The organism is Vibrio sp. D54 (assembly GCF_021728075.1).
GTDB lineage: Bacteria > Pseudomonadota > Gammaproteobacteria > Enterobacterales > Vibrionaceae > Vibrio > Vibrio alginolyticus.
In genome coordinates, this window is the sequence record NZ_JAKKCS010000007.1 from 19126 (window position 1) to 33199 (window position 14074).

The following is a 14074-nucleotide window of genomic DNA, read 5'->3' on the forward strand; positions in this document are numbered from 1 at the left end:
ATTTAATAGCAGTCATAAGAGACTATTGACCTTTCATATGCATGGTACTCAATGGTAAACCAAAGGCGATTTAGCCTCTCATTTGTCATCTTTTTTCCTCTGGCGTTATTTGTAGTGGTTTTACTCGTGACAACGAAAAATTACTATGATGCGGTTAACCGCTATATCGATTCTGAGTATTCGCGTATCGAGCGTGCAATGTCTCGCGGTATTAAAGTACTCACGGCTTTAGATTACAGCTTCACCAACTATACCAATTACGCTAACCCACTGTTTGAAGAACATAATTCTTTAGTCAAAGAAGGGCTTTGTTATCTTTGGCCTATAGATGTGTTATTACTCGAAAGTGTTTATAGTGAAGGGTTACCTGCGGTTGACCTTGATTATATGATCGTAGGGGACGAAAGCTTATGTCAGCAAGGTTCAACGATTAACCAGTTAGCTGAACAAAAGGCGGGTTTTGCGCCGTCATTGTCATTTCTGCACGATATTGAATCGCACATTGTTGGAATCCATTACATTGACAAGCGCGGTTACGTTATCTCCTCACCCGATACCTACGCAAAAAATTTCACAAGAGAGCTTTTGTCAACGCTAAAAGCCCGACCTTTTTGGCAAAAAACCGCGCAAGATAAAGTGAACATTACCTTGGCTGGACCAGGGCCTGTGTTGGACTCGATGGAAGGTCAAGTCATTAGTATGACGGTACCCGTCTATGAGAAAGGAGAACATCAAGGTGTTTTGTCTATTGATTTTGACATCAATACGCTCATGGCTTCGTCGCTAGGTCTTGTTGGTCAGTTTCATTTGGTTTCCAATTTACAATCCATTCCTTCAAACAGTACACGAATCAAACCAGTCGAATTAGAGCGATTGAGTGCGAATCACAGCATGTACTACGAGTACAACCTTTGGGATGAAGCTAAGAACCTAGCGGTTTTTGAAAAATACAGCCTTATTGTCGCACTATTTATTTACGTGCTGAGTACCGTCGTCTTGTTCTATGTGAATATGCATAGCGAGCGACGTTACTTTAAAGAACTGGCAGCAAGAGACCCAATGACCAGCTTATTGAATCGTCGAGGTATGCAAACCGTGTGGCGTAATAAGATGACAAAAAAACAGGTTGCTTTGGCAGTGTTCGATATTGATAACTTCAAGAAGATCAACGACACCTATGGTCATGATGTCGGTGATTCTGCAATTCAGCTTGTTGCAAAATGTATACGTGAAAATATTCGCCATACCGATGTTGCCTCAAGGTTTGGTGGCGAAGAATTCGTTTTAGCGATTTATGACGAAGATTCAGAAGGCATTAAACTCATTTTAGACAGAGTAAAAAAAGCCATAGATGAGCGCTCGACACGCGTAACGAAAGAAGGCTTTACGATCTCTGGCGGTGTGGTGTTTAGTAAAGAGAGCCGAGTAGAAAACTTTGATGAATTGTTTAAAGCGGCGGATGAAAAGTTATATCAAGCCAAAAGTACCGGCAAAAATAAGATCTGTTACTAGGATTTAGGTACAAAAAAGGACGAGATATTCGTCCTTTTTTGTGTTCGGGAGTTATGCAACCTGAGAGTTTAAGTCATCGCGGTAGCGTTGAATATGCTCAACAATTGGTGCGGCTTTGTTGAACGTTCTGATTTCTCTAAATAGGTCTTTTGCTTCAGGATAAGCCTGACGTAAGTAAGAGAACCATTGTTTTACGCGGTTTGGGTAATACAAGCCTTTATCGCCTTTCATCTCAAACTTGGAGTAATAGATGAGCAACTCAACCACCTCGGGCCATGACATTGGCTGGTGGTTATGTTTTACCATATTGCCTAAGTTAGGGATATTGAAAGCGCCTCGGCACACCATCAAAGAGTTAACGCCAGTCGTTTCAATGCAACGTTGACCGTCTTCATAATTCCAAATTTCGCCATTCGCAATCAGTGGGATATCAAAACGTTCGCGAATTTGGTTGATGTAATCCCATTTTATCTCAGAAGCTTTATAACCACCTTGTTTAGTACGTGCGTGTACGGTCAGTTCATTTGCGCCAGCAGACTGAATGGCATCGACAATTTCAAAGCAATCTTCAGGGTTCTCCCAGCCAAGACGAATTTTCGCAGTTACGGGAATGGCTTCTGGAACGGCTTCTCGACAAGCTTTAACAACACGGTGAATGAGCTCTGGATGTTGGAGTAGCGCTGCTCCACCTTTACTTTTGTTGACCATTTTGGCTGGGCAACCAAAGTTTATATCAATACCTCTGGCGCCAAGATTTGCCGCTTTAATTGCGTTCTCAGCCATCCAGTTTGGTTCTTGTCCCAACAATTGCACATGTACTGGCACACCAGATGCAGTCTGAGAACCTTGCAACAGCTCCGGGCATAAACGGTGAAATACATGATCGGGTAATAGCTGGTCGATTACGCGAACAAACTCCGTAACACACAGGTCATAGTCGTTTATCTCGGTCAGGATTTGGCGCATCAAATGATCTAAAACGCCTTCCATTGGGCCTAGTACAACTCGCATAGCTTGCCTAATACAGTTTGGTGGTAAAAAGGAGGGCGATTGTAGCGATGTAAGTTAAGTTTGTCATTAAAAGAGTCGAAGCGCCAATGCAGTCAAACACACAACGTTAGGTTACTTGCTTTTGAGCTCTGAGGTATAATGCCGCCAAATTTATGGGAAACCAGATGTCATGCAATACACATTGATTGAAAAAGGTGAAGTTCACGTCGATGAATCTTGCCTATTTATCGAAGGCGCAGTGTTAGCTGCGAATCTGACGACAAAACCACTCGCTCCTGAAAAGTGGTTAGAGCCGCTATTAGGTGAGGGATTCAAAGCGATTCAACCAGCTGTGGAAGAGCAAATTCACAAGCAGCATAACCGAATTCAACGAAACGAATATTCCGTGCTAGAGCTAACAGGCAAAGAACCTGAACAACTTGCTGATTTTGCCGAAGGCTTTATGTCTGTTTGGCCAATGATTGAAGAACAGTGGCAAGACGTTGAGCTCAATGATGGATTACAGCGTATGCTGCAAGCATTACTGACCACTTTGATGCTGGCTATCGATGAGCCAGCAACGCAGCAACAGATGCGCGACGCAGGTATTGAAACGCCACCGGCCCTGACAGATTTAGTCGACCAGCTTGATTTAATGGTTGGTGAAGTCGCGCTGGGCGCGGATGAGTTGATGGTAGGCAATAAAGCTCAAAGCCTAAACCCATTCAAAGGTATCGGGCGCAATGATCCCTGTCCTTGTGAGAGCGGAAAAAAATTCAAGCAGTGCTGTGGTCAATCACGCGGCTAAATCGAATCGCCGCGCTATCCACTTAACAAAAAGCCGACCAGATGGTCGGCTTTCTGTTAATTTTTACGCGTCAGTAGGATTAACGAATTGGATTAACGAGTTTTGCAGGGAAGAATTGTGCAATTACAATTAATGCCAAAGCGATTAAATTGCCTGCAAAAATTACGACTAACCATTGTGGCATTGATAAATCAAGGAACTGCCACACAACCTTAGAGCAATCACCATATGCTTCAAACATCCAAGGAACCCACTGATTGAGCGGAGCCCAGCTAGGGAATGTGACGAATAAATCGCAAGTCGCGAATGGTGATGGATTAAACTGGTAGTCAACGTGCTGCATTGCAAGTAACAAACCCTTGTAAGCACTTAATCCCCAGCCTATCAAACCTAGCCAGCGGGAAATTGGGTTCTTGGGTGCCAATATACCAACCATTGCAGCGACGCCCACGCCCATCATCGCGACTCTTTCATAAATACACATGACACATGGTGCAAGCATCATGACGTGCTGAAAATAGAGGGCACATGCTTCAAAGAAAACGACGAATAGCAGAAGCAGTAGCCACGATAAACGTCCCTTTGAAAACTGGTTAAGTGAATTTAAAATAGTCACGTTTTTGTTCCTGTCTGAAATAGAAAAAGCTCTGAATACTCAGAGCTTTTTATCGTGGATAAGTTTCCTAATCAACTCAAATTTTAGTGACCACCGGATACTACGGGAGTCAGATCACCACTATGAGGTAAAATCCAACCAGCTTCGTAGAAAGAAGCGGTTGCAGGCTCTAGGAAGAACATGATTCCCATCAGACCGACAATCGCAAGAACGACGGTGTAAGGCAGCGCCATGATAACCATTCGACCGTAAGACAGACGAATTAATGGAGCGAGAGCCGATGTGAGTAAGAATAGGAATGCCGCTTGACCGTTTGGCGTTGCAACAGAAGGCAGGTTAGTACCAGTATTGATTGCCACCGCCAGTAAGTCGAACTGATCACGAGTAATGAGACCCTCAATGAGTGCAGTTTTTACTTCATTGATGTAAACCGTACCAACGAACACGTTATCCGACACCATAGATAATAAGCCATTCGCCACATAGAACAGAGCTAGCTGAGTACCTTTATCTTCAACGGCAAGCACCGCATCGATGACTGGTTTAAACAGCTCTTGGTCAATGATTACAGCAACGATCGAGAAAAATACTGCAAGCAGTGCAGTGAAGGGCAGGGCCTCTTCAAACGCTTTCCCCATGGAGTGCTCTTCAATGACACCAGTAAATGCGGTCGCTAAAATGATCACAGAAAGGCCAATTAAGCCGACAGCCGCTAAGTGCAAAGCGAGTGCAACGATCAACCAAACCGCAATAAGACCTTGAACCCAGAGTTTTGCGACATCTTGATTTGTTCGCGTTTTACGCTCTTCACGGTCAAAATCGACGAGGATCTGACGAACGTTGTTAGGAAGCTTTGCGCCGTAGCCAAACACTTTAAGCTTTTCAACTAAAGCACAAGTGATGAGACCACAGAAAAATACAGGTAGTGTCACTGGAGACATACGGATTAGGAATTCACCAAATAACCAACCCGCTTGGTCTGCAATAATTAAGTTTTGAGGTTCACCAACCATCGTGGTTACGCCACCTAAGGCAGTACCTACACCAGCATGCATCAACAAAGAGCGCAAAAAGGCACGATAGTTTTCTAAGTCATCACGCGTTAGTTCAGTGATCGTGTCATCTTGTGTATGGTCATGGTCACCGATAGGGTTACCAGACGCTACTTTGTGATAGATAGAGTAAAAGCCGATCGCCACGCTGATAACAACGGCGATAACCGTCAAGGCATCCAAAAATGCAGACAAAAATGCCGCAGCAAAGCAGAACGCGAGTGATAGTAGGGTTTTAGAGCGAATGCCAAGTAAAATTTTGGTAAAAATGAACAGCAATAGCTGCTTCATGAAGTAGATGCCCGCAACCATAAATACCAGAAGTAGCAGTACTTCGATATTTGCTACTAATTCGTGCTTAACTTGCGCAGGGCTAGTCATGCCGATAGCAATGGCTTCAATAGCAAGTAAACCGCCAGGTTGTAATGGGTAGCATTTTAATGCCATTGCTAGCGTGAAAATAAATTCAGCGACCAACAACCATCCAGCTACAAATGGGTTTATTAGGAAGAATACAATCGGGTTAATTATTAAGAAGGCTATAATGGCAACTTTGTACCAATCAGGCGCTTTACCAAGGAAGTTCTTGATAAAAGCGTTTCCGAGCGATATCGGCATGATAATTCTCTTTATAACAAAATTATGAATAGACACTACAATAGTGCTTAAGTATCTGTTTGTTAGACTTATTAACTAGTCTTTAAAAACAATAACTTAGTAAAACAACAATCCTTTGTTTATTGTAGTCTTGCCAAGTTACTTCCCCTGAACTCAAGCACCGCTCACTTTCGACCGCAAACTCTACACTCAGGCATTTATTAGTCAATAACAAAACGTGATGCTACCGACTAAAATGACTTTTTAAATGTAATAACGCGATCAAAACGGCGTTACTATACCATGAAAGTCTTAAAAAAATCCTCTTGGATTTTAAATGACGGTCAGTGACGAGAAAAGGCAAATTAAGAAAGAATATTAACTGTGATATACAAAGTAATTTTTCATATTTTGAATATAAAAATGTGACACGGTTGTCTTTATTTCTCCGAGATTTGTGAGCTGTTTAATTAAATGAAAATTCATATTTTACTGCTTTCGCTCGCATGTTAGAGCCTCTTAAATTGACACAACATATAGAGTATTAACTCTATGTTATGGAGTCGTTTCCACTATTGATCGTAAATTTTCTCAAACCGCTAAGTAGTGGTATGATGAGTAGTATCGACCCTCAGAAATCAATATTGGATAAAAAGTAGAATGGTCATAAAGGCGAAAAGCCCTGCGGGATTCGCAGAAAAATATATTATCGAGAGCATTTGGAACGGCCGTTTTCCTCCAGGCTCAATTTTACCTGCTGAGCGCGAGCTGTCCGAACTGATTGGTGTTACTCGAACGACTTTAAGAGAGGTTCTTCAACGACTAGCCCGTGATGGATGGCTGACTATCCAGCACGGCAAACCTACGAAAGTTAACCAATTTATGGAGACCTCTGGTCTGCATATTTTGGATACTTTAATGACGCTAGACGTTGATAATGCGACAAACATTGTAGAAGATCTGCTTGCGGCACGTACTAACATCAGTCCTATCTTTATGCGCTATGCATTTAAAGCGAACAAAGAGAGCTCTGAGCGTACAATTAAGAACGTAATCGAATCTTGTGAAGCTTTAATGAATGCGGCTTCCTGGGACGAATTCATCGCTTCTTCGCCGTATGCTGAAAAAGTTCTGCAGAATGTGAAAGAAGATAACGAGAAAGATGAAGCGAAGCGTCAAGAAATCTTGATTGCTAAAACGTTCAACTTTTACGATTATATGCTTTTCCAGCGCCTAGCATTCCATTCAGGAAATCAAATTTACGGTTTGATCTTTAATGGTTTGAAGAAGCTCTACGATCGTGTCGGTAGCTACTACTTCTCAAATCCAGCTTCTCGTGAGCTAGCTCTGAAGTTTTACCATCAATTGCTCGAAACTTGTGAAAGTGGCCAGCGTGAGCAACTACCAGTAGTGATTCGTCATTATGGTATGGAAAGTGCGTTGATCTGGAACGAAATGAAAAAGCAATTACCAACGAACTTCACGGAAGACGACAGCTAAGCGCTGACAAGTTGAATAAACGAAAACCGCAGTGCCTTAGGCCTGCGGTTTTTTTGTTTTTATTTATAAGTCGGCGACGGACCTAGCACCAATAATAAGGCATGGAACGTTTATCCTGCTAGCGAGAGTCTGGGTAACGGTAGATATAATGACTCTACGACATCTGAAAGGACATGGTCGTAAGTATTGAAGATGGTCAATGACAAGTCCGATGTGACGCCATAAAGCTCTGCTTCTGTTAAGTCGACATGACTCCCTGTCACGTATTCATTTAGCGTCTGTATTGAGCGCGTGGAAGCAGGAGAGGTAATGCTAAGTGGAGCGATAACCGCTAGTTGGTTTAGCTTACGCATCATGACCGATGCATAGTTTTTGAAACGCTCATTTCCGCCTTGTTCTCCTAAATCTTGAATGCTGATTCGTAACTGAGTCAGGGTCTCCAAGCTATCCATAATGTTTTGCCAGTTCATGTGATACTCATTATGCAAGTCATCTCTTTGCTCAACCGCTAGCCATGCGATGGTTACTTCATCCATCAAAAACAAGCAATGACGAATCAACTTACCATGCTCCATCTGGTTTCTTGCAACACTATGGTCATCCCATTGTTCAAGTAGTTTCCCTACTTTAATCTGTAATACGCGATACATGGGTTTGTTTTCAAACCGTGAGGTTTCGACTAAAAGATGAAGCTTGTTAGTCAGAGCATCATTAAGAGCGTCCAATTTTTGTTGATCGTTTTGTTGGAATTGAAGCGAGTAGTGAGTAGCAGCTCGGTGGTATCTCAGAAGGTGAACAACATCTCGCAACAATGTTAACAGCTGATATTTGCGCGCATGTTGCTGCTCTCGTTTAGAAGATAAGTGATATATTCCGGCTAAAATAGCGATGGACAATAGTGTGGAAATCAAAACAAACATAACCAACTCCTTGTTAGTGTTTGGACCTAACAAGGAAGATTGCAGTTTTGATGCCAAACAAAAACTCAATTTAAACAATTGGTTATATTGAATGTTCTTTTTGAATGGTCGTTGTTGGTGCATGGATTCACCAAATTTGTGAATATGTTTGATTATTCGGTGTCGATGCTTGGTGTACGCGTTATTCTTTGTGAGTTACATATTGATTACTTTTTAGTCTGATTCAAGTCACAATGTTTAGAAATTAAAATATTCGAACACTTCATATGATATAAGTTGTCTATTTTGTTGATTGTTCGAGGTAATTAATTTGTCTAATAAATTCGACCTATGCTTCAGTACTCACTCAAAGATAACGCTCCCTATCGATACAAATGATGAGGATAGGTACCTTCAGTTTCGTAAGGACAACCCACATATATTTGGTAGTTTTATTCCCGCAGGTACTCCTTTCATACTGAACGAAGGCTCTGTGATCAACATAGCTAAGTTGCGTAGCGAGAGACCTGATATAGCTTGTGCTCTTGATACTGTAAAAAGTTGGTCACAAGAAACCAAAAGAAATGTAGCCAATCTAACAAGTGAGTTTGGCGATGAAAACTTACAAGCGGTAGCCCTCCTCTATGAAAAAGAGATTAAGCCTTTTTTAGATGCTACTAATCATACTATGGGGGGGAAAATCGATGAGTATACTGCAGTAGGTGCTGCCGCTACTGCTGTTAATGAAAAGCAAGTCAGATTGAGTAATTTCGGGAAAGCTTTGCTCAAATATCAAAATGCCTTACTAGATGTACGTACAGCCTCACGAAATGGTGCGCAGAAAAAGGAGCTTGTGAAGCTTGGATATAGAGTTAAAGAAGCTCACAATTCTTTGAATGCAAAATTTACAAAAGAGCTTACCCATTATGCAGAACGAGTTAAAAGTAGCCGTGGAAACATTTGGAGCAACCCGAATAGAGCTGCCAATATCGCGAGAAGTGGCAGGGATATAACTAAGTTACATTTAACATCTATAGCTAACATCCGCTCAATTCGATTTCTTGAACAAAGCTCTAGTATTGTGGGTAAAAAGATCATCATGATTGATGCTGGTGTTCGCTTTAACAATGTTCGAAATGCCAAGAATAACGGAGAAAATTGGCAAAAAAGAGCAGCAATGGAAGTTGCAGGGTTTGGTGCGAGCAACGCTGCTGGCGTTTGGACCACATCCAAAGTGATTGCATCCGGAATGGGAATCGCTTTGGCTGCTGGCCCATTTGGAGTCGTAGTATTAATTGGTGTAGGCTTAGGTGTCGGCTATGCAGCAGCTAAGATGGCTGATAGTGCAGGGCAAAATTTAGCCAAAGGTGCCTATGAAGTTAGTTCTAACATTCATTGGAATTAAAGGGATCAACGTGTCTTATTTTGATATGACAAATATGATTATCGGATGTACTTGGTTAGTTAGTACTTTGCTTTTCATTCGTGTTTCGGTAAAGCGGATCGAGAAAAAGATGTCGAAGGATGGTCATGGCCCTGTCGGTTGGGATAGAGATACCTGGGGGGTTAGGTTCCCAATGTATACTACAGTTTTAATGCGAGGCAAGCCTGCGAAAGTATCACTTGTAGATGATCAGTTAATACTAAAATACGCAACGACATTTGATCGAGTTCTCGCTTTTGTAGTCACGATCAGCTTTGTACTTTTCCTTGCATGTGGCGCGATTATTACTTGGGGTCCAGAAGAATTCTCTTTGTAGTACAATCAAGCTTAATCGATAAGCTTAACTGCGAGAAAAGGCTTAACTGATTTAGTTAAGCCTTTTCAATAAAGATACTTACATTACGCGCATGCCAGGTTGAGCGCCTTCGTGTGGCTCAAGGATCCACAGGTCGCTACCACCAGGGCCTGCCGCAAGGATCATACCTTCAGACATACCAAACTTCATCTTACGAGGTTTTAGGTTTGCTACCATTACCGTTAGCTTGCCTTCTAGCTCTTCAGGTTTGTAAGCTGACTTGATGCCAGAGAATACCTGACGAGTTTCACCACCGATGTCCAATTGGAACTTAAGCAGTTTGTTGGCTTTTGGTACTTCTTCACAAGAGATGATACGAGCGATACGCATATCTACTGCAGCAAAAGCATCGAACTCAATCTCTTCAGCGATTGGTTCTTTGTCTAGCTCGGTTTGGCTAGCCTTGTTCTTTTCCGCTTCAGCTTTCTCTTTCGCCGCCATTTCTGCCGCCGCATCTTCTTTAGACGCTTCGATCATCGCTTCAACATTCTTCGGATCGATACGGTTGAACAGTGCTTTGAACTTAGTGATCTCGTGGCCTGTTAGTGGAGCAGCGATGTTTTCCCAAGTTAGCTCTTGGTTTAGGAACGCTTCAGTACGCGCAGCTAGCGATGGCATTACTGGTTTCAGGTAAGTCATCAGTACGCGGAACAGGTTGATACCGACAGAACAGATGTCTTGTAGTTCCTGATCTTTGCCTTCTTCTTTTGCTACAACCCACGGTGCTTTTTCATCAACGTATTGGTTAGCTTTGTCTGCCAATGCCGTGATTTCACGGATTGCACGACCAAACTCACGCGTTTCGTAAAGCTCAGCGATACGGTCAGCAGCAGCAACAAATTCGTTGTAAAGTTCAGGCTCTGCAAAGTTGTCAGACAGTTTGCCTTCAAAACGTTTCGCGATGAAACCTGCGTTACGAGATGCCAGGTTAACGATCTTGTTAACAACGTCAGCGTTTACGCGCTGAGTGAAGTCTTCAAGGTTAAGATCTAGATCATCGATACGGCTGTTTAGCTTCGCAGCGTAGTAGTAACGTAGACACTCAGGGTCTAGGTGCTCTAGGTAAGTGCTTGCTTTTACGAACGTACCTTTAGACTTCGACATTTTCGCGCCGTTTACGGTTACGTAACCGTGTACGAATACGTTGTTAGGCTTGCGGAAGCCAGAACCTTCTAGCATTGCTGGCCAAAATAGGCTGTGGAAGTAAACGATGTCTTTACCGATGAAGTGGTACAGCTCTGCTGAGCTGTCTTTTTTCCAATACTCGTCGAAATCTAGGTCGTCGCGCTTGTCACATAGATTTTTGAAAGAGCCCATGTAGCCGATAGGCGCGTCTAGCCATACGTAGAAGAATTTGTTCTTCTCACCAGGGATCTCGAAGCCAAAGTATGGTGCATCACGTGAGATATCCCATTGCTGCAAACCAGATTCGAACCATTCTTGCATTTTGTTCGCTGTTTCAGCTTGTAGCGAGCCAGAGCGAGTCCACTCTTTTAGCATGCTTTCAAACTGAGGTAGGTCGAAGAAGAAGTGCTCTGAATCTTTCATTACTGGCGTCGCACCAGAAACCGCAGATTTAGGATTGATCAGTTCTGTTGGGCTGTAAGTCTCACCACAGTTGTCACAGTTGTCACCGTACTGGTCTTCAGACTTACATTTTGGACAGGTACCTTTTACGAAACGGTCCGGTAAGAACATCTCTTTTTCTGGATCGAACAGCTGAGAGATAGTGCGGCTAGAGATAAAGCCATTTTTCTTCAACTCAAGATAAATGTGTGACGCTAGCTCACGGTTCTCATCTGAGTGTGTGCTGTGGTAGTTATCAAAGCTGATATCAAATCCAGCGAAGTCTTTTTGGTGCTCTTCGCTAACTGCGGCAATCATTTCTTCAGGAGTAATACCCATCTGTTGCGCTTTAAGCATGATTGGCGTGCCGTGAGCATCGTCAGCACAGATGAAGTTTACAGTGTTGCCGCGTAGGCGTTGGTAACGAACCCAAATGTCCGCTTGGATATGCTCAAGCATATGACCAAGGTGGATCGAACCGTTAGCGTACGGAAGGGCACAAGTTACCAGCATTTTCCTTGACGGAAAGTTTTTTGGATCGTTTGCCATACTTAATATTCGCTTTTCTTGATAGGTATAAATAAATTTTGATGGATAATACTACCCCATGAACTGACTAACTCCAAGGTGTCAAACTGCGGAATGCCTTAGTTTTTTTGGGGTTCTGGTTGAGCCTGGACGGTGGTAGCATGACATCTAAAAGGAGGGCTTATGCATCAGTTCACTTCAAAACAAGATTTTTGTCACTGGTTTAACCAATTCCAACATCCACAGTTGGTGGAAAACTGGGCAGATATTCATGGCGCAATTTCGATTACGACACAGGGTTCTATTGATATAACGTTGCCATTCGCAAGTAATGAGCTTCAAACCGTACTGCATGACTGGATCAAACAGCAGCAAGCCTCGGGTAAAGTAGCTGAATTCCCATTTAATATTCGCCTTGAAGTTAAAGCTTTAGAAACTCAAGTGGCTAACTCGGTTAAGGGTGTTAAGAACATCATTGCCGTCAGTTCTGCGAAAGGTGGCGTTGGTAAATCTACTACCGCAGTTAACTTAGCGTTGGCAATTGCTCAATCTGGGGCGAAAGTGGGATTGTTGGATGCAGATATCTATGGTCCGTCTGTACCTATGATGTTGGGGCAAGAAGATGCTAAACCAGAAGTTCGTGATGGCAAGTGGATGGAACCCATTTTTGCTCACGGCATCTATACTCATTCTATCGGTTATTTGGTGGATAAATCAGAAGCGGCGATATGGCGCGGTCCAATGGCTTCAAAAGCGTTGTCGCAGTTATTAACTGAAACAGATTGGCCAGATTTGGATTATTTGGTGATTGATATGCCGCCAGGTACGGGGGATATTCAATTGACGCTGTCACAACAAATTCCGGTAACAGGTAGCGTGTTAGTCACAACACCGCAAGATTTAGCCCTTGCCGATGCAAGGAAGGGAGCGGCAATGTTTAACAAAGTCCATGTCCCGGTTATTGGTGTTGTGGAAAACATGAGTTATCACATTTGTAGTCAATGTGGCGCGAAAGAGCATATTTTTGGTATGGGCGGAGCTGAAAAAATGTCGCAAGAATTTGGCTTAGCATTGTTAGGACAAATTCCGCTTCATATCTCTATGAGAGAAGATATTGACGCTGGCGTGCCAACGGTAGCAAGACGCCCAGAAAGTGAGCATGCAGGGTATTATAAGCAACTTGCCGATCGCGTATGTAGCACGATGTTTTGGCAAGGCAAAGCAAAACCAGATGCGATTAGCTTTACAATGGTGAACTAAGTTTACTATGCCTGCTGGTTGATAATTGCACATTTTAACGTTTGCTCGGAGGTTAATCCTCTGAGCAGGCAGAAACTTATGACTAAACCCTAATTCCAACTAGTAACTATGGGGTGAACTCCCTATAATCAGGCAGTTTATCTTTTTATGTGACTAGAAATCATCATCGGGTGCAAACTAATGTCTGATAATAATCAATGCGTCATCGTAGGTATTGCTGGCGCTTCTGCTTCTGGAAAAAGTCTGATCGCGAGCACTATTTATAATGAGCTTCGCGCGAAAGTAGGCGATCATCAAATCGGTGTCATCACGGAAGATTGCTACTACAACGACCAAAGCCACCTAAGCATGGAAGAGCGAGTAAAGACGAACTACGATCACCCGAGTGCGTTGGACCACGACCTACTGTGTGAGCACCTAGAAAAATTGGTACGTGGTGAAGCAGTAGAAGTGCCTGAGTACAGCTACACTGAGCACACAAGAACAATTAACACCACCACAATGACACCTAAAAAGGTGATCATTCTAGAAGGTATCCTTCTTCTTACAGACCCTCGTCTTCGTGATTTGATGCATGCGACAGTATTTATGGACACACCGTTAGATATTTGCTTGCTTCGCCGTGTTAAGCGTGATGTGGAAGAACGAGGCCGAACTATGGAGTCTGTTCTTAAGCAATACCAACAAACAGTACGTCCGATGTTCATGCAGTTTATCGAACCTTCTAAGCAATATGCGGACATTATTGTTCCTCGCGGTGGTAAAAACCGTATCGCAATTGATGTATTAAAAGCTCACATTGCAAGACTTTTGAAAGCTTAAGCCTATAGACGGCTATATCGCTTTATTTTTAGGAGAAGAAGTGGCACCTTAAGTGCCACTTCTTTTTTTGTTTTTAAATTAGTCAGTTGCAGGTTAAAACCAGACACTTTTCACGCTTTTGTGGA

At 42.8% G+C, this 14074-nt stretch carries 12 protein-coding genes; 7 read left to right on the plus strand and 5 right to left on the minus strand.

Going from position 1 to position 14074, the window contains the following annotated elements; translation table 11 throughout:
- The first annotated feature begins 51 nt into the window (after positions 1-51).
- Positions 52-1512, plus strand: a complete 1461-nt coding sequence (locus L3V37_RS11315; RefSeq protein WP_005380815.1) for a sensor domain-containing diguanylate cyclase — start codon at positions 52-54, stop codon at positions 1510-1512.
- 51 nt (positions 1513-1563) lie between these two features.
- Here L3V37_RS11315 and dusC read toward each other — a convergent pair whose 3' ends face one another.
- Positions 1564-2523, minus strand: coding sequence for a tRNA dihydrouridine(16) synthase DusC (dusC, locus tag L3V37_RS11320; RefSeq protein ID WP_017633856.1), 960 nt, complete (start codon positions 2521-2523; stop codon positions 1564-1566).
- Positions 2524-2692: 169 nt separating this feature from the next.
- Between dusC and L3V37_RS11325 the strand changes: the two genes are divergently transcribed.
- Positions 2693-3310 carry a YecA family protein gene (locus L3V37_RS11325; protein WP_005380818.1) on the plus strand — a complete coding sequence of 206 codons (618 nt, stop codon included), beginning with the start codon at positions 2693-2695 and terminating at the stop codon, positions 3308-3310.
- Between the two features lie 79 nt (positions 3311-3389).
- Here the strand turns inward: L3V37_RS11325 and dsbB are convergent, their stop codons facing one another.
- Positions 3390-3926, minus strand: a complete 537-nt coding sequence (gene dsbB, locus L3V37_RS11330; protein WP_130545879.1) for a disulfide bond formation protein DsbB — start codon at positions 3924-3926, stop codon at positions 3390-3392.
- Between the two features lie 83 nt (positions 3927-4009).
- Entirely contained in the window at positions 4010-5596 is a 1587-nt protein-coding gene (nhaB, locus tag L3V37_RS11335) for a Na(+)/H(+) antiporter NhaB (protein ID WP_005380822.1), read from the minus strand.
- 639 nt (positions 5597-6235) lie between these two features.
- Here nhaB and fadR point away from each other — a divergent pair.
- Positions 6236-7075 carry a fatty acid metabolism transcriptional regulator FadR gene (gene fadR / locus L3V37_RS11340; RefSeq protein ID WP_005380824.1) on the plus strand — a complete coding sequence of 280 codons (840 nt, stop codon included), beginning with the start codon at positions 6236-6238 and terminating at the stop codon, positions 7073-7075.
- 110 nt (positions 7076-7185) lie between these two features.
- Here the strand turns inward: fadR and L3V37_RS11345 are convergent, their stop codons facing one another.
- Positions 7186-7995 carry a hypothetical protein gene (locus tag L3V37_RS11345; protein ID WP_130545878.1) on the minus strand — a complete coding sequence of 270 codons (810 nt, stop codon included), beginning with the start codon at positions 7993-7995 and terminating at the stop codon, positions 7186-7188.
- A 310-nt stretch (positions 7996-8305) separates the two neighbouring features.
- On the opposite strand from L3V37_RS11345, the gene L3V37_RS11350 reads away from it, so the two are divergent.
- Together L3V37_RS11350 and L3V37_RS11355 are read left to right on the plus strand one after the other, a co-directional pair.
- Positions 8306-9379: a hypothetical protein gene (locus L3V37_RS11350; RefSeq protein ID WP_237306338.1), complete on the plus strand. Its 1074-nt coding sequence runs from the start codon at positions 8306-8308 to the stop codon at positions 9377-9379.
- Between the two features lie 109 nt (positions 9380-9488).
- On the plus strand, positions 9489-9734 hold the full coding sequence (locus L3V37_RS11355) for a hypothetical protein (protein WP_226975267.1): 246 nt from the start codon (positions 9489-9491) through the stop codon (positions 9732-9734).
- A gap of 78 nt (positions 9735-9812) precedes the next feature.
- Here the strand turns inward: L3V37_RS11355 and metG are convergent, their stop codons facing one another.
- The gene (gene metG, locus L3V37_RS11360; RefSeq protein WP_005387290.1) at positions 9813-11888 is read right to left on the minus strand and encodes a methionine--tRNA ligase; all 2076 of its coding nucleotides are present in this window, start codon (positions 11886-11888) and stop codon (positions 9813-9815) included.
- A 162-nt stretch (positions 11889-12050) separates the two neighbouring features.
- Here metG and apbC point away from each other — a divergent pair, with 162 nt between their 5' ends.
- A complete protein-coding gene (gene apbC / locus L3V37_RS11365) occupies positions 12051-13127 on the plus strand; it encodes an iron-sulfur cluster carrier protein ApbC (protein ID WP_130545876.1) in 1077 nt (358 codons plus the stop codon).
- Positions 13128-13307: 180 nt separating this feature from the next.
- Positions 13308-13949 carry a uridine kinase gene (gene udk / locus L3V37_RS11370; protein ID WP_005380833.1) on the plus strand — a complete coding sequence of 214 codons (642 nt, stop codon included), beginning with the start codon at positions 13308-13310 and terminating at the stop codon, positions 13947-13949.
- Positions 13950-14074 lie beyond the last annotated feature (125 nt).